25 protein-coding genes and 1 tRNA gene are annotated in these 24,118 nt (G+C 71.9%); 19 read left to right on the top strand and 7 right to left on the bottom strand.

All coding sequences use genetic code 11. The annotated features are described in order from the left end of the window. The first annotated feature begins 155 nt into the window (after window positions 1–155). On the top strand, window positions 156–1,250 hold the full coding sequence (locus tag ACZ6MA_RS18545) for a barstar family protein (RefSeq protein WP_469434912.1): 1,095 nt from the start codon (window positions 156–158) through the stop codon (window positions 1,248–1,250). An 82-nt stretch (window positions 1,251–1,332) separates the two neighbouring features. Here ACZ6MA_RS18545 and ACZ6MA_RS18550 read toward each other — a convergent pair whose 3' ends face one another. Further along, entirely contained in the window at window positions 1,333–1,632 is a 300-nt protein-coding gene (locus ACZ6MA_RS18550; protein ID WP_469434914.1) for a putative quinol monooxygenase, read from the bottom strand. Window positions 1,633–1,799: 167 nt separating this feature from the next. On the opposite strand from ACZ6MA_RS18550, the gene ACZ6MA_RS18555 reads away from it, so the two are divergent. The 7 genes from ACZ6MA_RS18555 to ACZ6MA_RS18585 are packed head-to-tail and all read left to right on the top strand — an operon-like array spanning window position 1,800 to window position 7,813. Beyond that, window positions 1,800–2,675: a helix-turn-helix domain-containing protein gene (locus ACZ6MA_RS18555; protein ID WP_469434915.1), complete on the top strand. Its 876-nt coding sequence runs from the start codon at window positions 1,800–1,802 to the stop codon at window positions 2,673–2,675. Between the two features lie 44 nt (window positions 2,676–2,719). Then, window positions 2,720–3,748 carry an N-acetyl-gamma-glutamyl-phosphate reductase gene (gene argC, locus ACZ6MA_RS18560; RefSeq protein WP_469434916.1) on the top strand — a complete coding sequence of 343 codons (1,029 nt, stop codon included), beginning with the start codon at window positions 2,720–2,722 and terminating at the stop codon, window positions 3,746–3,748. Further along, complete coding sequence (locus tag ACZ6MA_RS18565; RefSeq protein WP_469434918.1) at window positions 3,745–3,897, top strand: hypothetical protein; 153 nt, start codon at window positions 3,745–3,747, stop codon at window positions 3,895–3,897. Before argC ends, ACZ6MA_RS18565 begins: the two co-directional genes overlap by 4 nt. Next, entirely contained in the window at window positions 3,894–5,045 is a 1,152-nt protein-coding gene (argJ, locus tag ACZ6MA_RS18570; RefSeq protein WP_469434919.1) for a bifunctional glutamate N-acetyltransferase/amino-acid acetyltransferase ArgJ, read from the top strand. Before ACZ6MA_RS18565 ends, argJ begins: the two co-directional genes overlap by 4 nt. Then, window positions 5,042–6,046 (top strand): acetylglutamate kinase, encoded by a 1,005-nt coding sequence (argB, locus tag ACZ6MA_RS18575; RefSeq protein ID WP_469434921.1) that lies wholly within the window; start codon window positions 5,042–5,044, stop codon window positions 6,044–6,046. Before argJ ends, argB begins: the two co-directional genes overlap by 4 nt. Continuing rightward, complete coding sequence (locus tag ACZ6MA_RS18580) at window positions 6,043–7,248, top strand: acetylornithine transaminase (protein ID WP_469434923.1); 1,206 nt, start codon at window positions 6,043–6,045, stop codon at window positions 7,246–7,248. The genes argB and ACZ6MA_RS18580 overlap by 4 nt, the downstream gene beginning before the upstream one ends. Window positions 7,249–7,270: 22 nt before the next feature. Then, window positions 7,271–7,813 carry an arginine repressor gene (locus ACZ6MA_RS18585; protein ID WP_469434924.1) on the top strand — a complete coding sequence of 181 codons (543 nt, stop codon included), beginning with the start codon at window positions 7,271–7,273 and terminating at the stop codon, window positions 7,811–7,813. Between the two features lie 157 nt (window positions 7,814–7,970). Here the strand turns inward: ACZ6MA_RS18585 and ACZ6MA_RS18590 are convergent, their stop codons facing one another. Next, on the bottom strand, window positions 7,971–9,047 hold the full coding sequence (locus tag ACZ6MA_RS18590) for a glutamate--cysteine ligase 2 (RefSeq protein ID WP_469434925.1): 1,077 nt from the start codon (window positions 9,045–9,047) through the stop codon (window positions 7,971–7,973). A gap of 105 nt (window positions 9,048–9,152) precedes the next feature. Here ACZ6MA_RS18590 and ACZ6MA_RS18595 point away from each other — a divergent pair, with 105 nt between their 5' ends. After that, a complete protein-coding gene (locus ACZ6MA_RS18595; protein WP_469434927.1) occupies window positions 9,153–10,052 on the top strand; it encodes a DUF72 domain-containing protein in 900 nt (299 codons plus the stop codon). A 39-nt stretch (window positions 10,053–10,091) separates the two neighbouring features. Here ACZ6MA_RS18595 and ACZ6MA_RS18600 read toward each other — a convergent pair. Further along, window positions 10,092–10,165: transfer RNA gene (locus ACZ6MA_RS18600), tRNA-Pro, on the bottom strand. 328 nt (window positions 10,166–10,493) lie between these two features. Here ACZ6MA_RS18600 and ACZ6MA_RS18605 point away from each other — a divergent pair. The 4 genes from ACZ6MA_RS18605 to ACZ6MA_RS18620 all read left to right on the top strand — a co-directional run bounded on the left by ACZ6MA_RS18605 (window position 10,494) and on the right by ACZ6MA_RS18620 (window position 15,403). Beyond that, window positions 10,494–11,687: an argininosuccinate synthase gene (locus tag ACZ6MA_RS18605; RefSeq protein WP_469434928.1), complete on the top strand. Its 1,194-nt coding sequence runs from the start codon at window positions 10,494–10,496 to the stop codon at window positions 11,685–11,687. A 119-nt stretch (window positions 11,688–11,806) separates the two neighbouring features. Continuing rightward, the gene (gene argH, locus ACZ6MA_RS18610) at window positions 11,807–13,240 is read left to right on the top strand and encodes an argininosuccinate lyase (protein WP_469434929.1); all 1,434 of its coding nucleotides are present in this window, start codon (window positions 11,807–11,809) and stop codon (window positions 13,238–13,240) included. Window positions 13,241–13,310: 70 nt separating this feature from the next. Further along, entirely contained in the window at window positions 13,311–13,859 is a 549-nt protein-coding gene (locus ACZ6MA_RS18615; RefSeq protein WP_469434931.1) for a TetR/AcrR family transcriptional regulator, read from the top strand. Beyond that, window positions 13,856–15,403: an MFS transporter gene (locus ACZ6MA_RS18620; RefSeq protein WP_469434932.1), complete on the top strand. Its 1,548-nt coding sequence runs from the start codon at window positions 13,856–13,858 to the stop codon at window positions 15,401–15,403. Before ACZ6MA_RS18615 ends, ACZ6MA_RS18620 begins: the two co-directional genes overlap by 4 nt. Window positions 15,404–15,469: 66 nt before the next feature. Here the strand turns inward: ACZ6MA_RS18620 and ACZ6MA_RS18625 are convergent, their stop codons facing one another. Further along, a complete protein-coding gene (locus tag ACZ6MA_RS18625) occupies window positions 15,470–15,805 on the bottom strand; it encodes a YnfA family protein (RefSeq protein WP_469434934.1) in 336 nt (111 codons plus the stop codon). 319 nt (window positions 15,806–16,124) lie between these two features. Between ACZ6MA_RS18625 and ACZ6MA_RS18630 the strand changes: the two genes are divergently transcribed. Continuing rightward, window positions 16,125–16,952, top strand: coding sequence for an alpha/beta fold hydrolase (locus ACZ6MA_RS18630; protein ID WP_469434936.1), 828 nt, complete (start codon window positions 16,125–16,127; stop codon window positions 16,950–16,952). 119 nt (window positions 16,953–17,071) lie between these two features. On the opposite strand, the gene ACZ6MA_RS18635 is transcribed toward ACZ6MA_RS18630, so the two are convergent. Next, a complete protein-coding gene (locus tag ACZ6MA_RS18635; protein ID WP_469434937.1) occupies window positions 17,072–17,749 on the bottom strand; it encodes a lysophospholipid acyltransferase family protein in 678 nt (225 codons plus the stop codon). Window positions 17,750–17,980: 231 nt separating this feature from the next. Between ACZ6MA_RS18635 and ACZ6MA_RS18640 the strand changes: the two genes are divergently transcribed. The 3 genes from ACZ6MA_RS18640 to ACZ6MA_RS18650 all read left to right on the top strand — a co-directional run bounded on the left by ACZ6MA_RS18640 (window position 17,981) and on the right by ACZ6MA_RS18650 (window position 20,521). Further along, on the top strand, window positions 17,981–19,156 hold the full coding sequence (locus tag ACZ6MA_RS18640) for a glycerophosphodiester phosphodiesterase (protein WP_469434938.1): 1,176 nt from the start codon (window positions 17,981–17,983) through the stop codon (window positions 19,154–19,156). A gap of 219 nt (window positions 19,157–19,375) precedes the next feature. After that, on the top strand, window positions 19,376–19,927 hold the full coding sequence (locus tag ACZ6MA_RS18645; RefSeq protein ID WP_469434939.1) for a sigma-70 RNA polymerase sigma factor region 4 domain-containing protein: 552 nt from the start codon (window positions 19,376–19,378) through the stop codon (window positions 19,925–19,927). A gap of 81 nt (window positions 19,928–20,008) precedes the next feature. Continuing rightward, entirely contained in the window at window positions 20,009–20,521 is a 513-nt protein-coding gene (locus ACZ6MA_RS18650) for a GNAT family N-acetyltransferase (protein WP_469434940.1), read from the top strand. A gap of 195 nt (window positions 20,522–20,716) precedes the next feature. Here the strand turns inward: ACZ6MA_RS18650 and ACZ6MA_RS18655 are convergent, their stop codons facing one another. After that, window positions 20,717–21,160 (bottom strand): hypothetical protein, encoded by a 444-nt coding sequence (locus ACZ6MA_RS18655; protein ID WP_469434942.1) that lies wholly within the window; start codon window positions 21,158–21,160, stop codon window positions 20,717–20,719. 2 nt (window positions 21,161–21,162) lie between these two features. Continuing rightward, window positions 21,163–21,522 (bottom strand): hypothetical protein, encoded by a 360-nt coding sequence (locus tag ACZ6MA_RS18660; RefSeq protein WP_469434943.1) that lies wholly within the window; start codon window positions 21,520–21,522, stop codon window positions 21,163–21,165. 630 nt (window positions 21,523–22,152) lie between these two features. Between ACZ6MA_RS18660 and ACZ6MA_RS18665 the strand changes: the two genes are divergently transcribed. Then, a complete protein-coding gene (locus tag ACZ6MA_RS18665; protein WP_469434944.1) occupies window positions 22,153–23,280 on the top strand; it encodes a methionine ABC transporter ATP-binding protein in 1,128 nt (375 codons plus the stop codon). Further along, window positions 23,277–24,083 (top strand): methionine ABC transporter permease, encoded by an 807-nt coding sequence (locus ACZ6MA_RS18670; protein ID WP_469434946.1) that lies wholly within the window; start codon window positions 23,277–23,279, stop codon window positions 24,081–24,083. Before ACZ6MA_RS18665 ends, ACZ6MA_RS18670 begins: the two co-directional genes overlap by 4 nt. Window positions 24,084–24,118 lie beyond the last annotated feature (35 nt).

Genomic DNA, 24,118 nt, shown 5'->3' on the forward strand with positions numbered 1-24,118 from the left:
GACCGGCCGCCCGCCCCGGCGGCACCCGTGCCGTCCCGCTCGGGGGAGCCTAGGCCGTGTCCGGCGGATCGTCTCAGGGCTCGCCACGGCACGGGCTCGGGGCCGCCCCGGCCCTGACGGCGGGCCCGGCGGCGGCCCTCGCTCCGGTCCCGGGCATGATTTCCACCGTGCAGGCGGACACGGATCATCGCGGGCGGGGACGGTACACGCTGACGGACACGGCAAGCGGCCATGTCTGGGGCGTCTGCGCCGGGACGGAGGGATGGTTCAGGGAACCCTGGCGCGCAACGTACGAACTGTTCGGATGGGCTTTTGAGGGAGCCGAGCCGCGCGGCTGGGTCGGCAGCCAGGTGTGGCTGGTGCCGGAGGACGAAACGCTCGATGCCTGGCTGCTGGAGGACGCGGAGAGCCTCGGACGGCCGCCGGGAACGGAAGCTCTCGTGCTCACCGGTCTGGACGACTACGAGGGCCCGCCCGAGGGGCACCGGGGCCCTGTCCGGCTGCACGACGGTTACCGGTGGCTGGGCTCCTGCCGCGAGTTCGCCCGCGTCCTGCCGCCCGAGCGAACCGAGCCTCCGCTCGTCCTGCGGGGGCTCGCCCCCAGTGACCGGCTACGGCGGGCGCTGGCGACGGGCACCCGCCGCTCGCTGGACCTGGAGGAGGCCTGCCTGTGGATCCGGGACGACCGGGGCGAGCCGCTCACCGACCGGCTGCTGTGGCCCGAGGTCCGCGCGTGGCGGCCGTCCTCCCTCGGGGCGGACCTGATCGACCTGGAACTCGACGCATACCTCGAACCCGTACCGGCACACGCCCGGCCCGTCTGGGAGCGCTGGCTCGCCGGCCCGCCGGACGCCTCCGGCGCCTGGGCCGGACTCGATACCCGCCGGCGTGGGGCCTGGTTCGATCTCGTCCGGGAGCGGGGCTGCCGGCTCAGGCACGAGGCCCGGCAGGCCGGGCAGACGTACGAACTGGACGGCCGGCACATCACCGACGAACCGGGCCTCTACCTGGCACTCGGCGAGGCGGTCAACGGCCCGGGCGGCTACTTCGGCGGCTGCCTGGACGCCCTGCGGGACTGCCTGCGCGGCAACTTCGGCTACACGGCCCCGGCGACCCTCCTCTGGCGGGACGCCGCGACCGCGCGCGAGCACCTTTCCCGTCTCTTGACGCCGGAGGGCGAGCGGTACGACCTGGTCGCCCTGGTGCTCGAAGTTCTGGCCGAGGGCGGGATGGACGTGACGCTCACGTGAATCGGCGGTCGCCGCCGTGGTGGTGACTCGATGCCGGCGCCCCGACGGAGGGATCAGGCCGCCGCGCAGCGGGACCGGCGGCTCAGCCGGGGATGTCGGTCAGCTTCCGCAGGGTGAAGGGCTCGGCGAGGATCTCGTCCAGGACCTTCGCGACGTGCTTGAAGTGCGGCAGCGTGAAGTGGTGGTCCAGGGCCTCGCCGCCGGCCCACTCCTCCAGGATGATCATCCGCTCCGGGCGCTCGGGGTCGGCGAAGGGCTGGTACCCCAGGCAGCCGTCCTCGGCGAGGGACGGGGCGATCATGGCGTTGAGTTCGTCCCGCAAGCGCTGCTCCTGGCCCGGCTTGGCGACGAAGCCGGCGATGAGAACGAGGGTGTTCGACATGAGAAAACTCCAGATGACGCGGTCGTAGTGGGGTGTCCGCCAGGCGAACGACATCCATTCTGCGAGCCGGTCCCAGGTCCACCCAGGGCTCCGACCAGCCGGGGTCGGGCCTGCCTGGGTCTGCCAGGGCCAGGCAGAACGACCGGGGCACCCGTAACACTGGCCCCATGGATCGCGTACAGCAGCTCAGCGAGTTTCTGCGGGCCCGTCGGGCCCGGCTCAGCCCGGACGACGCCGGCGTCCCCGACTTCGGCGGCCGACGGCGAGTGCCCGGCCTGCGCCGCGAAGAACTCGCCCTGCTGGCCGGGGTCAGCGTCGACTACTACACCCGCCTGGAACAAGGCCGCGCCCGCAACGTCTCTTCCGACGTCCTCGACGCGGTCGCCCGCGCCCTGCGCCTGGACCCGGACGAGCGCGCCCACCTGCACAACCTCGCCCGCCCCGCCCCACGCCGCAAGCGCCCCGGCCGCCCGCAGAAAGTCGGCGCGGAGATGCGCCAGGCCCTCGACGCCCTCACCGGCGTCCCCGCCTACATCGTCGGCCGCCGCCTGGACATCCTGGCCTGGAACGACATGGCTCGCGCCCTGATCGCCGATTTCCCCGCCATGCCCGCCGCCGAGCGGAACATGGCCCGCCTCGTCTTCCTCGACGAGGCGTCGAAAGGCCTCTATCCGGACTGGGAGGACAAGGCCCGCGACACCGTCGCCAACCTCCGCCTCGACGCCGGCCGCCACCCCGACGACCCCCGGCTGGCGGGCCTCATCGGCGAACTCTCCCTGGGCAGCGACGACTTCCGCCGCCTTTGGGCCGCCCACAACGTCCACGGCAAGACACGCGGCGCGAAGCGCTTCGCCCATCCGCGGCTCGGCGACCTCACCCTCGACTACGTCGCCATGCGCGCCCCGGACGATCCCGACATGACCATGATGATCTACAGCACCCCGCCCGGCTCGGACGCCGCCACCACGCTGCGGCTGCTGGCCGGTCTCAGCCAGTCACCGCCCGCCGCCGCCCCGCCCCACTCACCCCTCGTCATTGCATAAAACTGCTTAGCTCCGTATAGTCATGCCATCACCGAGGAGGACCGATGGCAGTACGTGCGGCAGTGGCCGGAGCGAGTGGGTACGCGGGCGGGGAATTGCTGCGTCTGCTGCTCGCCCATCCGGAGGTGCGGATCGGTGCGCTCACCGGGCATGGCAACGCCGGGCAGCCGCTGGGCGCCCTCCAGCCGCATCTGCCGCAGCTTGCCGAGCGGGTGCTCGAGCCGACCACCGCCGAGGTTCTCGCCGGGCACGACGTGGTCTTCCTCGCCCTGCCGCACGGGCAGTCCGCCGCCGTCGCCGAGGAGCTGGGGGACGGTGTGCTGGTCGTCGACTGCGGGGCGGACTTCCGGCTCAAGGACGCGGGGGACTGGGAGCGGTTCTACGGCACGCCGCACGCCGGGACCTGGCCGTACGGGCTGCCCGAGCTGCCCGGCGGGCGGCAGGCGCTGCGCGGCGGGAAGCGGATCGCCGTTCCCGGCTGCTACCCCACCGCCGTGTCGCTCGCGCTCTTCCCCGCCTACGCCGCCGGGCTCGCCGAGCCCGAGGCCGTGATCGTCGCCGCGTCCGGCACGTCCGGCGCGGGCAAGGCGGCCAAGCCGCACCTGCTCGGCAGTGAGGTCATGGGCTCCATGAGCCCGTACGGCGTGGGCGGCGGCCACCGGCACACCCCCGAGATGATCCAGAACCTGTCCGCCGCCGCCGGCGAGCGCGTCACCGTCTCCTTCACCCCGACCCTGGCACCCATGCCGCGCGGCATCCTCGCCACGTGCGGCGCCAAGGCCCGGGCGGGGGTCACGCCGGAGAGCCTGCGGGCCGCGTACGAGAAGGCCTTCCAGGACGAGCCCTTCGTACGGCTGCTGCCCGAGGGACAGTGGCCGTCGACCGCCGCCGTCTACGGGGCGAACACCGCGCTGGTCCAGGTCGCCCTCGACGAGGCGGCCGGCCGGATCGTCGCCATCAGCGCGATCGACAACCTGACCAAGGGCACGGCGGGCGGCGCGGTGCAGAGCATGAACATCGCCCTCGGCCTCCCGGAGACGCTGGGGCTGCCGGCCGCCGGGGTCGCGCCGTGATCATCCGGCGCGTCTTCGCCACCGTCCTCGCCCGGTTCGTACCGTGCGACATCCCCGCCGGCCACGCCTCCGGGGCACGGCGGAAAACCACCCAGCACGCCCGGCCGTTCCGGGTCACCGCAGCGGCGAACAAGGAGATGCAGCAGTGAGCGTCACGGCAGCAAAGGGATTCACGGCGGCGGGCATCGCCGCCGGGATCAAGGAGAGCGGTGGCCCCGACCTCGCGCTCGTGGTCAACGAGGGGCCCCGTCTGGCCGCCGCCGGTGTCTTCACCTCCAACCGCGTCAAGGCCGCCCCGGTCCGCTGGTCCGAGCAGGTACTCAAGGGCGGGCAGGTCTCCGCCGTCGTCCTCAACTCCGGTGGCGCCAACGCCTGCACCGGTCCGCTGGGCTTCCAGGACACCCACGCCACCGCCGAGAAGGCGGCCGAGGTACTGGGAGGCAACGCCGGTGAGATCGCCGTCGCCTCGACCGGTCTCATCGGGGTGCGGCTGCCGATGGACAAGCTGCTGCCGGGCATCGAGAAGGCCGCCGCCGAACTCTCCGCGCACGGCGGCGAGAAGGCCGCCATCGCCATCAAGACCACCGACACCGTCCACAAGACGTCCGTCGCCCAGGGCGACGGCTGGACCGTGGGCGGCATGGCCAAGGGCGCGGGCATGCTCGCACCCGGCCTCGCCACGATGCTCGTCGTCCTCACCACCGACGCCGATGTCGACGTGGCGGGCCTGGACGCGGCCCTGCGCTCCGCGACCCGGCAGACGTTCGACCGGGTCGACTCGGACGGCTGCATGTCCACCAACGACACCGTGCTGCTCCTCGCCTCCGGCGCCTCGGGCGTCACCCCCGCCGCCGAGGCCTTCGCCGAGGCCGTACGGACGGTCTGCGACGACCTCGCCCGGCAGCTCATCGGTGACGCCGAGGGCGCCTCGAAGGACATCCGCATCGAGGTCGTCGGCGCCGCCACCGAGGACGACGCCGTCGAGGTGGGCCGCTCCATCGCCCGGAACAACCTCCTCAAGTGCGCCATCCACGGCGAGGACCCCAACTGGGGCCGTGTGCTCTCCGCCATCGGCACCACCTCCGCCGCCTTCGACCCCGACCGGATCGACGTCGCCATCAACGGCGTCTGGGTCTGCAAGAACGGCTCGGTCGGCGAGGACCGCGATCTCGTCGACATGCGCTACCGGGAGGTGCGGATCACCGCCGACCTGTCGGCCGGCACCGAGTCCGCCGTCATCTGGGCCAACGACCTCACCGCCGACTACGTCCACGAGAACAGCGCGTACTCCTCATGAGCGACATCACCCAGGCCCCGGCCGCCGGGCCCGCCACCGGGCCCGCCTCCACTCAGGCCCCGATTCCGGTCACGACTCCGGCCACCACGAACGGCACCGCCCGCAAGCACACCGCCCTGCCCAAGGCCCGCACCCTCGTCGAGGCGCTGCCCTGGCTGACGCGGCATCACGGCAAGACCGTCGTCATCAAGTTCGGCGGCAACGCCATGGTCGACCAGGAGCTGAAGGCCGCCTTCGCCCAGGACGTCGTCTTCCTGCGCCACGCGGGCCTGCGCCCGGTCGTCGTGCACGGCGGCGGCCCGCAGATCAGCGCGCAGCTGGAGAAGCTGGGGCTGACCTCCGAGTTCAAGGCCGGGCTGCGGGTCACCACGCCCGAGGCGATGGACGTCGTCCGGATGGTGCTCGCCGGGCAGGTGCAGCGCGAGCTGGTCGGGCTGCTCAACGAGCACGGTCCGCTCGCCGTCGGCATGACCGGCGAGGACGCCCACACCATGACCGCCACCAAGCGCTACGCCGAGATCGACGGCGAGCGGGTGGACCTCGGCCGGGTCGGCGAGATCGCCGAGATCGACACCGGCGCCATCCAGGCCCTGCTGGACGACGGCCGGATCCCCGTCGTCTCCTCCATCGCCCGCAGCGCCGACGACGACCACGTGTACAACGTCAACGCCGACACCGCCGCGGCCGCCCTGGCCGCCGCCCTGGGCGCCGAGACGCTGATGGTCCTCACCGACGTGGAGGGCCTCTACGCGGACTGGCCGAACAGCGACGACGTCATCAGCCAGCTCACCGCGAGCGAGCTGGAGACGCTGCTGCCGGAGCTGGCCAGCGGGATGGTCCCCAAGATGGAGGGCTGTCTGCACGCCGTGCGCAACGGCGTCACCACCGCCCGGGTGATCGACGGCCGGGTCCAGCACTCGATCCTGCTGGAGATCTTCACGGACGAAGGCGTCGGCACGATGGTCGTGCCGGACCAGCCGGCCGAGGGGGCCACGCTGTGAGCAACGACGAACTCACCCGGCGCTGGCAGGGCGCCCTGATGGACAACTACGGCACCCCCAGGATCCCCCTGGTGCGCGGCGCGGGCACCAAGGTCTGGGACGCGGACGGCAAGCGCTACCTGGACTTCGTCGGCGGGATCGCCGTCAACGCCCTCGGGCACGCCCACCCCGCCGTCGTCCGGGCGGTCTCGGAGCAGATCGCCACGCTCGGCCACGTCTCCAACCTCTTCACCGCCGAACCCCCGGTCGCGCTCGCGGAGCGGCTCCTGACGCTCGCCGGACGCCCCGGGCGGGTCTACTTCTCCAACTCCGGTGCCGAGGCGGTCGAGGCGGCCTTCAAGATCGGGCGGCGCACGGGGCGCACCCACATGGTCGCCACGCTCGGCGGCTTCCACGGCCGCACCATGGGCGCCCTGGCGCTCACCGGCCAGCCGGCGAAGCAGGACCCGTTCCTGCCGCTGCCCGGCGAGGTCACCCACGTCCCCTACGGGGACACCGAGGCGCTGCGGGCGGCGGTCACCACCGACACCGCGCTGGTGGTGCTGGAGCCGGTGCAGGGCGAGAGCGGCGTGGTCGTGCCGCCCGCGGGCTATCTCGCCGCCGCCCGCGAGATCACCCGGGCCACCGGGACGCTCCTGGTCCTGGACGAGATCCAGACAGGTATCGGCCGCACCGGCCACTGGTTCGAGCACCGGGCACAGGGCGTCGAGCCCGATGTCGTCACCCTCGCCAAGGGCCTCGGCGGCGGGCTGCCGATCGGCGCGACCCTGGCCTTCGGCCCCGCCGCCGGCCTGCTGACGCCCGGTCAGCACGGCTCGACCTTCGGCGGCAACCCGGTCGCCTGCGCGGCCGCCCTCGCGGTCCTGGACACCCTCGCGGACGAGGGGGTACTTGACGGGGTCAAGCGCACGGGGAAGTTGCTGCGTGACGGGATCACCGCCCTCGGGCACCCCCTGGTCGACCACGTCCGTGGTGCGGGCCTTCTGCTGGGTATTGTCCTATCCGAGCCCCTCGCACCGAACGTGCAGCAGGCGGCACAGGACGTCGGCCTCCTGGTGAACGCGGTCGCACCCCACGTGGTGCGGCTGGCCCCTCCGCTGATCATCACCGAAGATGACGTGGAAACGTTCCTCCGGGCACTGCCCGGTGTCCTGGACGCTGCCGCGGGGGCGCACGAGGCCGACGGGGCCCATGGGGAATGACGATCCGGAGACTGACGAGACGATGACCGAGGCGCAGGAGCAGGAACCGTTCCACGGCGGGCAGGCAGTACCGCAGACCCGCACCGCCCGCCACCGCCGGATCGTGGACATCCTCGGCCGGCAACCCGTCCGCTCCCAGAGCCAGCTGGCCAAGCTGCTCGCCGACGACGGCCTGTCCGTCACTCAGGCGACGCTCTCCCGCGACCTCGACGAGCTGGGCGCGGTGAAGATCCGCAACACCGGCGGCGAGCTGATCTACGCCGTGCCCTCCGAGGGCGGTGACCGGACCCCCCGCGCCCCGCTGGGCGAGTCCGCGACCGAGGCCAGGATGGGCCGGCTGGCGGCCGAACTGCTGATCTCGGCGGAGGCGTCCGCCAACCTCGTGGTGCTGCGCACCCCGCCCGGGGCCGCCCAGTTCTTCGCCTCGGCCATCGACCAGGCGGGCGTTCACGAGATCATCGGCACGATCGCCGGCGACGACACCGTCATGCTCATCAGCCGCGATCCCCGGGGCGGGCAGGCGCTGGCGGACCATTTGCTGCGGCTGGCGCAGAAGGAACGCTGAGTTTTTCGCCTGACGGCCGGTTGTGCCGCCTGCGACGGCGGGCGCCCCGCGGGCGCGTCCTCAAGCGCCGGACGGGCTGAATCCAGCCCGTCCGGCGCTTGAGGACAACCGCCGCGCAGCGGTGGTGCGGGCCATGCACACCAGCCGCCCGCAGGGATCACGCGGCGGTGCGGGCGACGGCGTCCGCGACGACGCTCCGCAAATCGCCCGTGCGGTCGAACGTCTCGCGTTGCCTGCCGGCCCCGCCACCCCGCTTCAGCAGCCGGGCCAGCGAATCCCGCACCCACGCCAGGTCCCCCGAGTCCTCAAGGGCCTCACGGACATGGGCCACCAGCGCCCGCAGCACCGTCTCCGCCGGGGCAGGGGCCCACGTCAGTGGGTGGACCAGGCCGTCCGACACCCCGGACTTCGCCGCCCGCCAGCCCGCCAGCCGCAGCAGCCCCACCGTGGCAGGCTCCGGCGGTTCACCCGCACGCCACGCCCGCGCCGCCGTCTCCACCAGCGCCCGGGTGAGCGCCGCGATCAGCACCGTGTCCTCGGCCTCCAGGCACACGTCCGCCACCCGGATCTCCACGGTGGGATAGTGGCGCGACAGCCGCGCGTCGAAATAGATCATGCCCTGGTCGAGAAGCGTCTCCGTCGCCAGAAACGCCCGTACGCGCGCGTGGTACTCCTCGGCCGAGCCGAACAGTTCCACCGGGCCCGCGGACGGCCAGCGGCCCCACACCAGGCTGCGGTAGCTGGCGTAACCGCTGTCCTCGCCCTGCCAGAACGGGGAGTTCACGCTGAGCGCCAGCAAGGGGGCCAGCCACGGCCGGATCCGGTCCAGGACCGCGACGCCCTCCTCGTCCGACTCCACGCCCACATGGACGTGGCAACCGCAGGTGAGCTGCTCCTGGGCGGTCAGCCCGAACTCCGCCGCCAGCTTCCGGTACCGCCGGCCCGTGCTCAACGACGGATCGACCGGCAGCGGTGACGTGGCCAAGGCCGCGATGTCCGCCCCGGCCCGCCGCGCCTGTTCCGCCGCCGTGCGCCTGCGGTCGCGCACCTGCGCCGCCAGTACCGTCATATCGGTCGTCGGCTCCGTGGCGGTCTCCAGTTGTTCCCGCTGCAACTCCTTCTCCAGGCCCGCTTCGTCCTCGGCCCCGTCGAGCACCGTTCCCGCCACCGCGCGGGGACTGCCGGTCTCCGGATCCACGAGGAGCAGCTCCTCTTCCACACCGACGCTGCGCATCGCCGCCGCCCCTTTCTGTCGAATCCACCGGACATGCTGGTGCCCGCAGCCGACCGGAATACTCCGCCCACGATGCGACGGCCGGTACGGGGTAGCCGTCCGTCCATGGCGAAGATTCTCGTGGGCACGTGTTCCTGGACGGATCCCTCTCTGGTCAGCAGCGGCTGGTACCCGCCGGGTGCCCGCGATCCCGAGGGCCGGCTGCGGCACTACGCGGAGCGGTTCCCCGTGGTGGAGGTCGACGCGACCTACTACGGTCTGCCGAGCACGCGCAACAGCCGGCTGTGGGCGGAGCGGACACCACCGGGGTTCGTCTTCGACGTCAAGGCATTCGCACCGCTGACCGGGCATGCCGTCCGGGCCGGGGCCCTGCCCGCCGACCTCCGCCCGCCGGGCCCGCCGCAGCGCCGCGTGGCCTGCGAGGAACTCCCGCCCGGAACGCTGGAGGCGCTGTGGGAACGCTTCACGGGCGCACTGCAGCCCCTGCGGGAGACCGGCCGGCTGGGCAGTGTGCTCCTGCAGTTCCCGCCGTGGCTGCGGCCGGGGCCCCGGGCCCACGCGCGGCTGGCCGCCTGCCGGGAGCACGCGCCGGAGCTGCCGCTCGCGGTGGAGTTCCGCCACCCCGCGTGGCTGGTCCCCGACGAACTCGGCCGCACCCTCGACGTGCTGCGCGCCCATCGCATGGCCCTGGTGTCCGTCGACACCGCGCGCACCGTACCCGGGGCCCTGCCGCCGACCGACGAGGTCACGCACCCGGAGCTGGCGGTCGTCCGCTTCCACGGCCGTTCCGAGGCCTGGGGGACGGGCAGCAAGGAGGACCGCTTCCGTCATCGCTACACGGTCGATGAACTGCGCCCGTGGACGGAACGGATAGACCGGCTCGCCCGACGGGCCGAGCGGGTGCACGTCCTGTTCAACAACTGCTGCGCCGACGCCGCGGTCAGCGCCGCCGCGACCATGCGCGATCTGCTCGCGGCCGGCAGGACATCCGAAAAAAGCCTTTGACGTGCGGTTTCCCGCACGTCAAAGGCTTCTTCAGCACCGTCGGGACGACAGGATTTGAACCTGCGACCCCTTGACCCCCAGTCAAGTGCGCTACCAAGCTGCGCCACGTCCCGGTGCACGCCCCGTCTGCGGGTTTCCCCTGAACGGGCGCGCAGAAGAAAAATACCCTGTTCCGGGGCGAATATCGAACTCGGGTCACCGGCCCCCTCGTGGACGGCTCCCGCGCGGCCCGAACCGCCGCCCCCGGACGCCCGGCCGGCCCGCGATTTCCCGGGCCGCACCCTCCCGAAACCCCTCTGACGTGGGCGTTTAATGCCGATTGCGCACGAAACGGTCGTCGCGTGAGCCACCCTCCGACACCCGGAAACCGGCCGTGTTGACGAAACATACGGTGCAGTGCATAGTTATACCCATCAGCGTTTGCACCGTAAGGAGAAACCCGTGACCGAGCGCGTCGTACTCGCCTACTCCGGCGGCCTGGACACCTCCGTCGCCATCGGCTGGATCGCCGAGGAGACGGGCGCCGAGGTCATCGCCGTCGCCGTCGACGTCGGCCAGGGCGGCGAGGACCTGGACGTCATCCGCAAGCGCGCGCTCGCCTGCGGTGCGGTCGAGGCGGAGGTCGCGGACGCCAAGGACGAGTTCGCCGACGAGTACTGCCTCCCGGCGATCAAGGCCAACGCCCTCTACATGGACCGCTACCCGCTGGTCTCCGCCCTGTCCCGGCCGACGATCGTCAAGCACCTCGTCGCCGCCGCCCAGAAGCACGGCGCGACCACGGTCGCCCACGGCTGCACGGGCAAGGGCAACGACCAGGTGCGGTTCGAGGCCGGTATCTCCTCCCTCGCCCCGCAGCTCAAGTGCATCGCGCCGGTCCGGGACTACGCCATGACCCGGGACAAGGCCATCGCCTTCTGCGAGGCCAAGAACCTCCCGATCGCCACCACCAAGAAGTCCCCGTACTCCATCGACCAGAACGTCTTCGGCCGGGCCGTCGAGACCGGCTTCCTCGAGGACATCTGGAACGCGCCGATCGAGGACGTCTACGACTACACCGCCAACCCGGCCACCCCCCGGGAAGCCGACGAGGTGATCATCACCTTCGAGCAGGGTGTCCCGGTCGCCCTCGACGGCAAGCCCGTCTCGGTCCTCCAGGCCATCCAGCAGCTCAACGAGCGGGCCGGTGCGCAGGGCGTCGGCCGGCTCGACATGGTCGAGGACCGGCTGGTGGGCATCAAGTCCCGGGAGATCTACGAGGCGCCCGGCGCGATCGCGCTGATCACCGCGCACCAGGAGCTGGAGAGCGTCACCGTCGAGCGTGAGCTGGCCCGGTACAAGCGGCAGGTCGAGCAGCGGTGGAGCGAGCTGGTCTACGACGGTCTGTGGTTCTCCCCGCTCAAGCGGGCCCTGGACGGCTTCATCGCCGAGGCCAACGAGCACGTCTCCGGTGACATCCGGATGACGCTGCACGGCGGCCGGGCCGTCGTCACCGGCCGGAGGTCCGAGCAGTCGCTCTACGACTTCAACCTCGCCACCTACGACACGGGCGACACCTTCGACCAGTCGCTGTCCAAGGGCTTCATCGAGATCTTCGGTCTGTCGTCGAAGATCGCCGCCAAGCGTGACCTGGTCTGACCCGTCGCGTTGAGCGCGGCGACGCGCCGTGCGCGCGTCGCCCGCCGTTCTTTCGAGCCGCCTCCCCGCCCCCCGTGGCGGGGAGGCGGCCGCACACCACCAGCCTTGAGGAGCAGCAAGTGAGCAATGCCGGCAGCGGTGACGTACGGCTGTGGGGCGGCCGGTTCGCGGACGGTCCCGCCGAGGCCCTCGCCAAGCTCTCCGCGTCCGTCCACTTCGACTGGCGTCTGGCGCCCTACGACATCGCCGGCTCCCGTGCGCACGCGCGCGTGCTGCACCAGGCCGGTCTGCTGACGGCCGAGGAGCTGCGGCGGATGCTCGAAGGCCTCGGGCTGCTGGAGGCCGACGTCGCGGCCGGCACCTTCGTCGGCACCATCGCCGACGAGGACGTGCACACCGCCCTGGAGCGGGGGCTGCTGGAGCGGCTCGGCCCCGACCTCGGCGGTAAGCTGCGCGCCGGCCGGTCCCGCAACGACCAGGTCGCCACGCTCTTCCGGATGTACCTGCGCGACCACGCCCGGATCATCGGCGGACTGATCACCGACCTCCAGGAGGCCCTGGTCCAGTTGGCGGAGGCGCACGCGGACGTCGCCATGCCCGGCCGCACGCACCTCCAGCACGCCCAGCCGGTGCTCTTCGCCCATCACGTCCTCGCCCATGTCCAGGCGCTGGGCCGGGACGCCGAGCGGCTGCGGCAGTGGGACGAGCGCACCGCCGTCTCCCCGTACGGCTCGGGCGCGCTCGCCGGGTCCTCCCTCGGGCTCGACCCGGAGGCGGTCGCCGCCGACCTCGGCTTCGAGCGCGGTTCGGTCGGCAACAGCATCGACGGGACCGCCTCGCGGGACTTCGTCGCCGAATTCGCCTTCATCACGGCGATGATCGGCATCGATCTCTCCCGGATCGCCGAGGAGATCATCATCTGGAACACGAAGGAGTTCTCCTTCGTGACCCTGCACGACGCCTTCTCCACCGGCTCCTCGATCATGCCGCAGAAGAAGAACCCGGACATCGCGGAGCTGGCCCGGGGCAAATCCGGGCGGCTGATCGGCAATCTGACCGGTCTGCTGGCGACGCTCAAGGCCCTGCCGCTCGCCTACAACCGTGACCTGCAGGAGGACAAGGAGCCGGTCTTCGACTCCTGCGACCAGCTGGAGGTGCTGCTCCCGGCCTTCACCGGGATGATGGCGACCCTCACTGTCAACCGCGCCCGAATGGCGGAACTGGCCCCGGCGGGTTTCTCGCTGGCCACCGACATCGCCGAGTGGCTGGTCAAGCAGGGCGTGCCGTTCCGCGTGGCGCACGAGGTCGCGGGGGAGTGTGTGAAGGAGTGCGAGGCACGGGGCATCGAGCTGGACGAGCTGACGGACGAGCAGTTCGCCGCCATCTCGCCCCATCTGACGCCCGAGGTCCGCACGGTCCTCAACGTGCCCGGCGCACTCGCCTCCCGCTCCGGCCGGGGCGGCACGGCACCCTCGGCGGTCGCGGTCCAGCTGACCGAGGTCAAGGCCGACCTCGCGGTCCAGCGGGAATGGGCGGACGCGAAGCGGGCCTGACACGCCCCACCACTGAGACGGCGGCAACCCGAATGAGACGCCAGCGTCTCATTCGGGTTATCGTCGTCTCATGAGTGTCGACCGTGACCATGTGCTCGCCGAGGCGGCCGCCCTGCTCACCCGCAAGGCGACCGCCTCCATGGACGAGATCGCCCGGGCGGCCGGAATCAGCCGCGCCACCCTCCACCGCCACTTCGCCGGGCGCGACGCGCTGGTGCGGGCCCTGGAGGACCTGGGCATCGAGCAGTTCGAACGGGCCCTGGACGACGCCCGCACCGAGGAGGGCGACGCGGCCGACGCCCTGCGCCGGCTCATCGCGGCCACCGAACCGGTCGCCGGGATCATGGCCTTCCTCTATACCGAGAACCAGCTCTACGAGGCCGGGCTCAACGAGGGCTGGAACCGGCTCGACGCCCGCGTCACCGCGCTCTTCCAGCGGGGCCAGGAGGAGGGCGTCTTCCGGCTGGAGCTGTCACCCGCCTGGCTCACCGAGGCGCTCTACGGGCTGATCGGCGCCGGTGCCTGGGCCGTACAGGACGGCCGGGTGGCCGCCAAGGACCGCACCCGCATGGTCGCCGAGCTGCTGCTCGGGGGCGCGCAGCGGAGGATGAAACCGTGACCGGCCCCACCGCCACCCCGTACTCCGGGACGCCGCAGTCCGAGACGCCGCGTCCCGGCCGCTGGCTCGCCCTCACCGTCCTCGTCCTCGCCGTGCTGCTCGTCGCCGTCGACGCGACCGTCCTCGGGCTGGCGACGCCCTTCCTCAGCGAGGACCTGCGCCCCTCGGGCACCCAGCTGCTGTGGATCGGCGACATCTACTCCTTCGTCATCGCCGGGCTCCTGGTCTCGATGGGCAGCCTCGGCGACCGCATCGGACGCAAGAAGCTGCTGCTGACCGGCGCCGTGGCATTCGGCGCGGTCTCGGTGCTCAACGCCTACGCGACGAGCCCGGAAATGATGATCGTCGCCCGGGCCCTGCTGGGCGTGGCGGGCGCGACGCTGATGCCCTCCACCCTGGCCCTCATCCGCAATCTCTTCCACGACCCCAAGGAGCGCAGCTTCGCCATCGGCATCTGGGGTGCGATGGCCTCCGCGGGGGCGGCCGTCGGCCCGGTCGTGGGCGGCTTCCTGCTGGGCCACTTCTGGTGGGGTTCGGTCTTCCTGATCAACCTGCCGGTCATGGCCGTCCTCGTCCTGGTCGGCATCAAACTGCTGCCCGAGTCGCGCGACCCCGCGCCCGGCCCCTGGGACCTGCCCAGCGTCGCCCTGTCGATGGTCGGCATCGTGGCGCTCGTCTTCGCGATCAAGGAGGGGGCGGCGAACGGCCTCCACTGGTACGTCCTCCTCGCGGCCGCCGCCGGCGCGCTGGCGCTGGTGTGGTTCGTCCGCCGGCAGCTCACCCTGCCCTCGCCCCTGCTGGACATGCGGCTCTTCCACCACCGGGGCTTCTCCGGCGCGGTCCTCGCGGACCTGCTGACGATCCTCGGCCTCTCCGGGCTGGTCTTCTTCCTCTCCCAGTACCTCCAGCTCGTCCAGGACCGCGACCCGCTGGAGGCGGGCCTCGCCGAGCTGCCGGCGGCCGTCGGCGCGGTCACCGCCGGGCTGCTCGCGGGCAAGGTCGCCCGGCGCTACTCCGTGCGGTCGGTGGTGGCCGGCGGGCTCGGCGCCATCGGTGTCGCCCTCGCCGTGCTCGTGTGGCTGCACGCCGACACCTCCTATCCGGTGCTCGGCGCGGTCCTGCTGGTCGTCGGTGTCGGCGCGGGCTTCTCGTTCACTGTCACCGCCGACGTGATCCTCTCCAGCGTGCCCAAGGAACAGGCGGGCGCGGCCTCGGCGGTCTCCGAGACGGCCTACGAGCTGGGCGCCGCCCTCGGCATCGCCCTCCTCGGCTCGATCGTCACCGGCGTCTACTCCGGCTTCGCCACCCCCGGCGGTGTTCCGGCCGCCGCGGCGAAGGAGGCCCACGAGTCCCTGGGCGGCGCGGTCGAGATGGCCGGCGACCTCCCGGCGGACACCGGCGGGGCCCTGCTCGCCTCGGCGCAGGAGGCCTTCGTCGACGGCCTGCGGATCGCCTCGGGCGTCGGTGCGGTGGTCCTGCTCGCGACGGCGGCCGCCGCCTGGTTCCTGCTGCGCGGACAGCGGCTGGAGGACGGCGGGCACTGAGACCCGCCCGGCGGGAATCCCCGCCGGGCGGCACGGGGGCGTCGGTGCCCGGCGCCCGGCCGGGCGTCAGTGGTCGCGAGGCGCGTACATCAGGACGCCCATCCCGGTGAGGCAGATGACGGCGCCGGTGATGTCGTAGCGGTCGGGCCGGTAGCCGTCGGCGACCATGCCCCAGGCGATCGACCCGGCGACGAAGACACCGCCGTACGCGGCGAGGACGCGCCCGAAATCGCCGTCGGACTGGAGGGTCGCCACGAACCCGTAGAGGCCGAGCGCGATGACGCCGGCGCCGGTCCAGAGCCAGCCCTTGTGCTCCCGGGCGCCCTGCCACACCAGCCAGGCCCCTCCGATCTCGAAGAGGGCGGCGACGACGAACAGGGCGAGGGAACGGGCGACGAGCACGGTGGCGGGGTCTTTCTGTCGGTGACGGAAGGCGAAGGGGGGCGCGAGGGCAGACGAAGGGGGCGCGAGGGGCAGGTTAGGCGTTCGGGCCGGATCCGAGGGGGCGGAACAGGCCGTGACACCGTCCCGCCGTGCCACGCGGACCGGAGCATGCTGCTCCGGTCCGCGTGACGTTTTCGTGAACGAAAGTGTCTTGACGGGGTCCTTACACACGGGGAAACATCGTGGTTACCGGTCGGTATTGCCGAACGGTGTTCGGCTGGTGTCCGGACGACGACGACTTTCGGACGAGAGTCCCGTGCCTCGAAGGAATCCCCCCATGCGTCTGCGTAGAACAGTCCGGTTCCTGATCGCCGCCGCGGCCACGGCCGCCCTCGGCCTCACCGGTCTCTCGGCCCCCGCCTCCGCGTCGGTGCTCGACGTCCCGCCCAGCGGCGCCAACGACTGGACCTGCAAGCCCGATGCGGCCCACCCGCAGCCCGTCGTACTGGTCAACGGCACGTTCAAGCTGATGGCGGAGAACTGGTCCAAGCTCTCGCCCAAGCTGAAGGAGGCGGGATACTGCGTCTTCGCCTTCAACTACGGGCACCTGGAGACCGACCCGATCCCGCAGGCGGCCGCCGAACTGCGGGACTTCGTCGAGGCCGTGCGGGGCGCGACCGGAGCCGCGAAGGTCGACATCGTCGGCCACAGCCAGGGCGGCATGATGCCGCGCTACTACGTGAAGTTCCTCGGCGGCGCCGACAAGGTCGACGACCTCGTCGGCATCGTCCCCTCCAACCACGGCACGAAGAACCCGCTGGCCATCGCCGCCGGCTGGACCGTCTGCCCGTCCTGCGTGGACCAGCAGGTCGGCTCGGACCTGCTGACCAAGCTCAACGCGGGCGAGGAGACCCCGGCCGGACCGGACTACACGGTCATCACCACGCGCTACGACGAGGTCGTCATCCCGTATACGAGCGCGCTGCTCACCGGCGACAAGGAACACCTGACCAACGTCGTGCTCCAGGACGCGTGCCCGCTCGACCTCTTCATGCACGACCAGGCCACCAAGGACCCGGTCGTCGCCCAGTGGGTGCTCCAAGCGCTCTCCCGCAAGGGCCCGGCCGACCCGGGCTTCCGCCCGCGCTGCCTCGGCGGGGTGTAGGCGCGCCCCCGCCGCGGCGGCGGTGCCCGCAAGCAAACGCCGGACGGGCTGTCATCGGCTCGGTACAGCCGAATCCAGCCCGTCCGGCGATCGAGGACGAAACGCCTGACGACCCGTCGTCAGGCGGCCTTGGTCTCGCGCGCCTTGGTCGCGTACATATCGACGTACTCCTGCCCGGACAGCCGCATGACGTCGCTCATGACCTCGTCGGTGACCGCCCGCAGGACGTAGCGGTCGCGGTCCATGCCCTCGTAGCGGGAGAAGTCCAGCGGCTCGCCGAAACGCACGGTCACCGGCGCGATGCGGGGGATGCCCTTGCCGTTCGGCTGGACCTTCTCGGTGCCGACCATGGCGAACGGGACCACCGGCGCGCCCGTCATCAGTGCCAGGCGGGCGATGCCGGTGCGACCGCGGTAGAGCCGGCCGTCGGGAGAGCGGGTGCCCTCCGGGTAGATGGCGAAGACCTTGCCCTCCTGCACGATGCGGTTGCCCGTCATCAGCGCGGCGGCGCCACCGCGGCCGCCGTCACGGTCCACCGGGATCATGCCGGACGAGCGGAAGAACCACGCCATCAGCCGTCCCTTGACGCCCTTGCCCGTGACGTACTCGTCCTTGCCGATGAAGAAGACCTGCCGCTTGAGCACCAGCGCGAGGAACAAGGAGTCCACGAAGGTGACGTGGTTGCCGGCCAGGATCACCGGACCGTTCTCTGCGATGTGCTCCACGCCCTCCACCTTCGGGCGGTACAGGACGCGCATGAGCAATCCGAGAAACGCCTTGAGCAAGATGCGGGACAACGGGCCCTCCGGTCGTGATGTTCGGTGTGGCGCATGCCTGCGCAGGTGAGGACGATACTCGCGGGTACCCTCCCCGCGCACACCGGGTTCACGGAGTGGATACACAGCGTTGACGTGAGTTTCCACCAGGTTCTCGCTCCGTCTTCCCCTATGACGGTCGTACATGTCTACGATCGGCGCGTCTGACAGGTGCCGGACAGGTGCCGGACGAAAGCACAACGAGGAGTGTTCATGCAGCAGGAGCAGCGGCCGGGCAGGCGCACGCTGCTGGGGGCCGCCGCGGCCCTCGGCGCGGGAGCGGTCGTCGTGGGCGGCGGTGCGGTCCCGGCGGTGGCGGCGGAGCGCGGCACGGCCCGCGACGCGCAGGCCGGCCACGGCGGCTCGTACAAGGACCTGCCGAAGCCGACCGTCATCGGTCACCGCGGCGGCAGCGGCTACCGGCCCGAGCACACCCTCGGCTCCTACCAGTTCGCCCTCGACAACGGCGCGGACGTCATCGAGCAGGACGTCGTCCCCACCAAGGACGGGCACCTCGTCTGCCGCCACGAGAACGACATCACCGGCACCACCGATGTCGCCTCCCACCCGGAGTTCGCCTCCCGCAAGACCACCAAGACCGTCGACGGCGAGGCGCACACCGGCTGGTTCACCGAGGACTTCACCCTCGCCGAGCTGAAGACGCTCCGCGCCAAGGAGCGCATCCCCGCCACCCGCGGGCGCAACACCCTCTACGACGGCCGCTGGCAGGTGCCCACCCTCGAAGAGGTCCTGAAGTGGGCCGACGAGCAGGGCCGCAAGCGCGGCCGCCGGATCTGGCTGCACATCGAGACCAAGCACCCCACGTACTTCCGCAAGGCCGGCCTCGGTCTGGAGGAGCGCCTCGCCAAGGTGCTGCGCCGCTACGGACGCGCCGGGCGCAACTGCCACACCTTCCTGCAGTCGTTCGAACCCGGCAGCCTCCAGCGGCTGAACCGGCTCGGCGTCGACTGCCCCAAGGTGCTCCTGCTGGACGATCTGAACACCCGCCCCTGGGACTTCGTCGAGGCCAAGGACCCGCGCACGGTCGCCGACCTCATCACGCCCAAGGGCCTGAAGTGGGTCGGCGGCTTCGCCCAGGGCATCGGCCCGTGGCTGAACCTGATCATCCCCCGGGACAAGAACGACAAGCTCACCAAGCCCACCACCCTCGTCCGGGACGCGCACGCCGCGGGGCTGATCCTGCACCCCTACACGATGCGCAACGAGAACAGCTTCCTGCCCGCCGACTTCCGCCGCGGCACGGACCCCAACGCCTACGGTGATGTCTTCGGCGCGTTCAAGACCTACTTCGCCACCGGCATCGACGGCATCTTCTCGGACAACTGCGACACGGCGGCCCTCGCGCGGGCCGACTTCGTCAACCGCTGACCGTCAAGGGCGGGCCGTCAACGGACGGCCCCGCCCCGGGGCGGGGGCGGGCGGCGCCACGGCGCACGCCCACCCCCGCGCCGGGCCGGGCCCCACCGGCCTTTCGCGCCGGGCGCCCGCTCCCCGGCCCCTTCCTCTTCCGCGCGGTAAACCCACTCGTACGAGTGGTGGCGGCCCGTTCCCGGAAACCGGCCGATCGCACGGCACGTCCCGCCCGGCATGACACCGAACGATCTTCTGACCTCGCTGCGCCCGCTGCTGGCGGCGGAGTGCGCGGCGGAGGCACCGGCGGCCGGGGTGGACGCGGCCGACCTCGAACAGGGCGTATGGGTGCGGCTGCTGAGCGCGCACCGCGACGACTCCCCGGTGACCGGCCGGGACCGCGCGGCCGCCACCCGGTTACGCGCCGCGGTCCGGGCCGAGGCCCGCGCCGCGCGCCGCCGCGCGCGGCACGAGGTGCCGTACGACCCCACCGCCGCCGAACCGCCGGGGCCCGCCCGGGCCCGCGCCGAGTCCCGCGTCGAGCAGGAGGTGCTCGCCGCCGAGACGGGCCGCGAACTGCGCGCCGCCGTGCGCCGGCTGCCCGGCCGGTGCCCCCGGCTGCTGGGCGCCCTGCTGTCCACCCAAGACCCGACCTACCGCGAAATCGCAGGGAAGTTGGGTATCTCACAAGGATCATTGGGGCCGGTCCGTTCCCGATGCCTGGGATGCCTGCGCAGAATGCTCATGGCGGAGGTTGCGGCTCCTGAACGCGGGGGAAAGGAGCGTTAGACAGCCGACGTCACGGAGGCGACGTGCACCGCGGCGGCTCCTGTCAGAGCGGACCGAACCGAAAAGGGGAGGCATGCGCACATGGGCATGAGCGTGACCATCTCTGCGGCGACCGAGCACGACGCCGAGCAGATCTTCAAACTCCAGTACCTCTGCTACCAGAGCGAAGCCGAACTGTACGGCGACTACTCCCTCGAACCTCTGACGCAGAGCCTCGACGCGCTCCGCGCCGAACTGGGCGACGGCTGCGTGCTGGTGGCCCGGCTGGGCGAGGAGGTCGTCGGGTCGGCGCGCGGCACGGTCGACGGAGGCGGCACGGCGGTGATCACGGGGCTCATGGTGCATCCGCGGATGCGGCGGCACGGCCTGGGCGGCCGGCTGCTCGGCGCGCTGGAGGAGCGGCTGGCGGAAGAGTGCTCCGCCCGGCTGTACCGCCTCGCCACCGGCCAGCGCAGCGAGGGCAATCTGCGGCTCTACCGCAAGTGGGGCTACGCGCAGACCGGCACGGAGCGGGTCACGCGGGAACTCACGCTGATCACCCTGGAGAAGGCGGTGCCGGAGGCGGCAGTGCCGGATTACGTACCGAGCGCGTAGTCGGCGGTGCCGGCCGGCACCACCGCCGCGCGGCGGGTTGTCCTCAATCGCCGGACGGGCTGCTGTGCTGTGTCCTCAAGCGCCGGACGGGCTTAATTAAGCCCGTCCGGCGCTTGAGGACGCGCCCGCAGGGCGCTCGCCGCCGCAGGCGGCATGACGGCCCGCAGGGCAAAGGACCGCCGGCCAGGCGAGAGGCTAGCGCGCGGACCGGCGGAGCCAGATCATCGCGGTGACGGGCAGGATCACCGGGATGAAGAGATAGCCCATGCCGTAGTCGGACCAGACCGTCGCGTCGGGGAAGGCCGACGGCGCGGCGAGGGTCCAGGTGCCGACGACGAGGACACCGGCCAGCTCGGCGGCGCAGCACACCAGCGCCGCCCTGCGGGCCGTCTCGCCGCCGCGCACCAGGGAGTACGTGATGAACGCGTACACCACCGCGGCCAGGGCGGACAGGACGTAGGCGAGCGGTGCCCGGCCGAAGTCCAGGATCATCTGCACGACGGAGCGGGACGCCGCCGCGACGGTGAACACCCCGTAGAGCCAGACGAGCAGCCGGCCGGGGCCGCTGCCGAGGTCGAAGCCGGGCTTGTCGTCGGGCGTCCCGGCGGCGCCCTCGCGCACCTTGACGGGTTCGGACACGGTCAGCCTCCCCAGATGTCGTACAGCCGGACTTCGAGCACCGCGAGGATCACGGCCCCCGCCGAGACGGTCGCCGAGCCCCAGCGGGTGCGCTCGGCCAGCGACATGAAACCGGCGGCCGGCACGGTGGCCGCCGAGCCGAGCAGATAGGCGAGGAAGATCGCCGTGCCCTGTTCGGGATCGTCGCCGCCGGCCAGTCGCACCACGCCGACGACGAGCTGGACGAGCGCCAGGACGGACACCACGGCCATGCCGATGAAGTGCCAGTCCTTGGTGGACTGGTCGCGCGAGAACGCGAAGCCGCACCAGGCGGCCAGTGCGAGGGCGGCCAGGCCGACCGCGAGCGTCAACGCGTCGATCACCGGGGCCTCCGGGCTGCGGCGCGGACGGGCGGAGGGGACTGGACAAGCATGGGACGACTTTAATCGGCGGACGGGGGACCGCCGCGCGCGGCCCCGGGCCGACGCGCGCGCGAGACCGTCGCCGGGCCCGGCCCAGGGGCCTCGCGGAGACGCGGCGTACCGTGGCCTGTGCCACACCCGAGGGTCCGGTGAGCCGTCCGGAGGCCACCCCGGGGAGGGCTTACCGTCGGTATCGGCGCAGGCCGCAGGCGGCGAGGCGGAGGTTCGGGAAGATCGCGGCGACGCAGGGGAATAGATCGCGGATCCGTCCGCCCCTCGAACAATCTCGTCCAGTATTCGGACAAGCTTGTTCGACTCGCACGTCCTTCTGTTTTACTGGCTCGCATGACCACGACGAGCAGCCGCACCCTTGCGACCGAGGCGATGACCACGCCCGGTGCTGCTTGCATGTGTCGAATGTGTGACCGCTGAGGGCCCCCGTTCTGTGCCTCGCGCCCCGAAGCGAGACCCTGTGAGCCCCCCGGCCGGCACCCTCGCCGGACCGGACCGCTCCGCCCCGCGTCACCAGGAATCCCGAAGCCGCGCCCGAGCGCGCCCGCCGGGTACTCCGCATGCCGCGTTCCGCAATGAATGCCCGTGCCCGGTGGTACCGCCGCCGCGCACTCGACAGTGACGGAATCCCCTGTGATCACCACTACGGGCCTGACAAAGGTCTACCGCTCACGCGGCCGCGAGGTCACCGCCCTCGACGGCGTCGATCTGCATGTGCGCGAGGGCGAGGTGTACGGCGTCGTCGGCCAGAGCGGCGCCGGAAAGTCGACCCTCATCCGCTGCGTCAACCTCCTGGAGCGCCCCAGCTCCGGCACGGTCACCGTGAACGGCCAGGACCTCACGGCCCTCGCCGGCCGCGGTCCCCGCGCCAACGCGGCGCTGCGCAAGGCACGCAGCCACATCGGCATGGTCTTCCAGCACTTCAACCTGCTCTCCTCACGGACCGTGCAGGCCAATGTCGAGCTGCCGCTGGAGATCCTCGGCCTCTCCGGCAAGGAGCGCAGCCGCAAGGCCCTCGACCTCCTCGACCTCGTCGGCCTCGCCGACAAGGCCAAGGCCTACCCCGGCCAGCTCTCCGGTGGCCAGAAGCAGCGCGTCGGCATCGCCCGCGCCCTCGCCGGCGACCCCAAGGTGCTGCTCTCCGACGAGTCGACCTCCGCGCTCGACCCCGAGACGACCCGCTCCATCCTCCAGCTGCTGCGCGACCTCAACCAGCAGCTCGGTCTGACCGTCCTCCTCATCACCCACGAGATGGACGTCGTCAAGACCATCTGCGACTCCGCGGCCCTGATGAAGGGCGGCCGCGTCGTGGAGTCCGGCACCGTCTCCGAGCTGCTCGCCACCCCCGGCTCCGAACTCGCCGCGGAACTCTTCCCCGTCGGCGGCGAGCCCTCCGGCGACGACCGCACGGTCGTGGACGTCACCTTCCACGGCTCCGCCGCCACCCGGCCGGTCATCTCCCAGCTGTCCCGCACGTACAACATCGACATCTCGATCCTGGGCGCCGCGATGGACACCGTCGCCGGCAACCAGGTCGGCCGGATGCGCATCGAGCTGCCCGGCCGCTTCGAGGAGAACGTCGTCCCGATCGGTTTCCTGCGCGAGCAGGGCCTCCAGGTCGAGGTCGCCCCGCACGGGGAAACGGCCTCCGCCACCGTCCCCTCGCCGGCCCCGGCCGACACGCTCCTCAAGGAAGGTGCCAAGTGACCTGGTCCGAGATGCAGCCCCTGCTGCACGACGCGTGTCTGGACACCCTCTTCATGGTGTGGTGGTCCGCGGTCTACTCCGTCCTCGGCGGCGTCCCGCTGGGCCTCCTGCTGGTCCTCACCGACCGCGGCGCGCTGCTGCAGAACGTGGTGGTCAACCGGGTGATCGGCACCATCGTGAACCTCGGCCGCTCGCTGCCCTTCATCATCCTCATCGTCTGGCTGATCCCCCTCAGCCGCGCGATCGTCGGCACCTCCATCGGCCCCAGCGCCGCCGTGGTGGCCCTCGTCATCGGCGCCGTCCCGTTCTTCGCCCGCCTGGTGGAGACCGCGGTCCGCGAGGTGGACAAGGGCCTGGTCGAGGCCGTGCAGTCGATGGGCGGCGGCACCTGGACCGTCGTCTTCAAGGTGCTGCTCCCGCAGGCCCTGCCCTCGCTCATCGCGGGCCTGACCACCACCGTCATCGCCCTCATCGGCTACTCCGCGATGGCCGGCGCGGTCGGCGGCGGCGGCCTCGGCAACCTCGCCATCACCTACGGCTACATGCGCCACGAGACCGGCCTGATGAACATCACCATCGTGCTGCTGATCGTCATCGTGACCGTCGTGCAGTTCGCCGGCGACCTGGCCGTACGCCGCCTCGCCCGACGCGGTGGCGCCCAGCCGTCGGCCGTGGGCCTGCGCAGGCTGTGGGCCCCCTCCGTCAAGCCCGCCGGAGCCGCCGAGCCCGTCGGGCCCGCCGAGCCGGCCCCCACGCCGGACCCCGCCACGACCGAGGCGGCCGCTCTCACCAAGACCCACTGAGGCCCGCTGATCCACAGGGGCCGACACTCCCCACC

The sequence above is a fragment of the Streptomyces sp. NPDC042259 genome, from assembly GCF_055582085.1.

Excerpts from the sequence above, each read along its gene's own strand:
- ACZ6MA_RS18645 (WP_469434939.1), top strand. The coding sequence starts at position 19,376 with ATGACACCGAACGATCTTCTGACCTCGCTGCGCCCGCTGCTGGCGGCG.
- ACZ6MA_RS18650 (WP_469434940.1), top strand. The coding sequence starts at position 20,009 with ATGGGCATGAGCGTGACCATCTCTGCGGCGACCGAGCACGACGCCGAG.
- ACZ6MA_RS18590 (WP_469434925.1), bottom strand. The coding sequence starts at position 9,047 with ATGCGCAGCGTCGGTGTGGAAGAGGAGCTGCTCCTCGTGGATCCGGAG.
- ACZ6MA_RS18545 (WP_469434912.1), top strand. The coding sequence starts at position 156 with ATGATTTCCACCGTGCAGGCGGACACGGATCATCGCGGGCGGGGACGG.
- ACZ6MA_RS18585 (WP_469434924.1), top strand. The coding sequence starts at position 7,271 with ATGACCGAGGCGCAGGAGCAGGAACCGTTCCACGGCGGGCAGGCAGTA.
- ACZ6MA_RS18555 (WP_469434915.1), top strand. The coding sequence starts at position 1,800 with ATGGATCGCGTACAGCAGCTCAGCGAGTTTCTGCGGGCCCGTCGGGCC.
- argB (WP_469434921.1), top strand. The coding sequence starts at position 5,042 with ATGAGCGACATCACCCAGGCCCCGGCCGCCGGGCCCGCCACCGGGCCC.
- ACZ6MA_RS18665 (WP_469434944.1), top strand. The coding sequence starts at position 22,153 with ATGCCCGTGCCCGGTGGTACCGCCGCCGCGCACTCGACAGTGACGGAA.
- ACZ6MA_RS18630 (WP_469434936.1), top strand. The coding sequence starts at position 16,125 with ATGCGTCTGCGTAGAACAGTCCGGTTCCTGATCGCCGCCGCGGCCACG.
- argC (WP_469434916.1), top strand. The coding sequence starts at position 2,720 with ATGGCAGTACGTGCGGCAGTGGCCGGAGCGAGTGGGTACGCGGGCGGG.
- ACZ6MA_RS18640 (WP_469434938.1), top strand. The coding sequence starts at position 17,981 with ATGCAGCAGGAGCAGCGGCCGGGCAGGCGCACGCTGCTGGGGGCCGCC.
- ACZ6MA_RS18595 (WP_469434927.1), top strand. The coding sequence starts at position 9,153 with ATGGCGAAGATTCTCGTGGGCACGTGTTCCTGGACGGATCCCTCTCTG.
- ACZ6MA_RS18615 (WP_469434931.1), top strand. The coding sequence starts at position 13,311 with ATGAGTGTCGACCGTGACCATGTGCTCGCCGAGGCGGCCGCCCTGCTC.
- ACZ6MA_RS18550 (WP_469434914.1), bottom strand. The coding sequence starts at position 1,632 with ATGTCGAACACCCTCGTTCTCATCGCCGGCTTCGTCGCCAAGCCGGGC.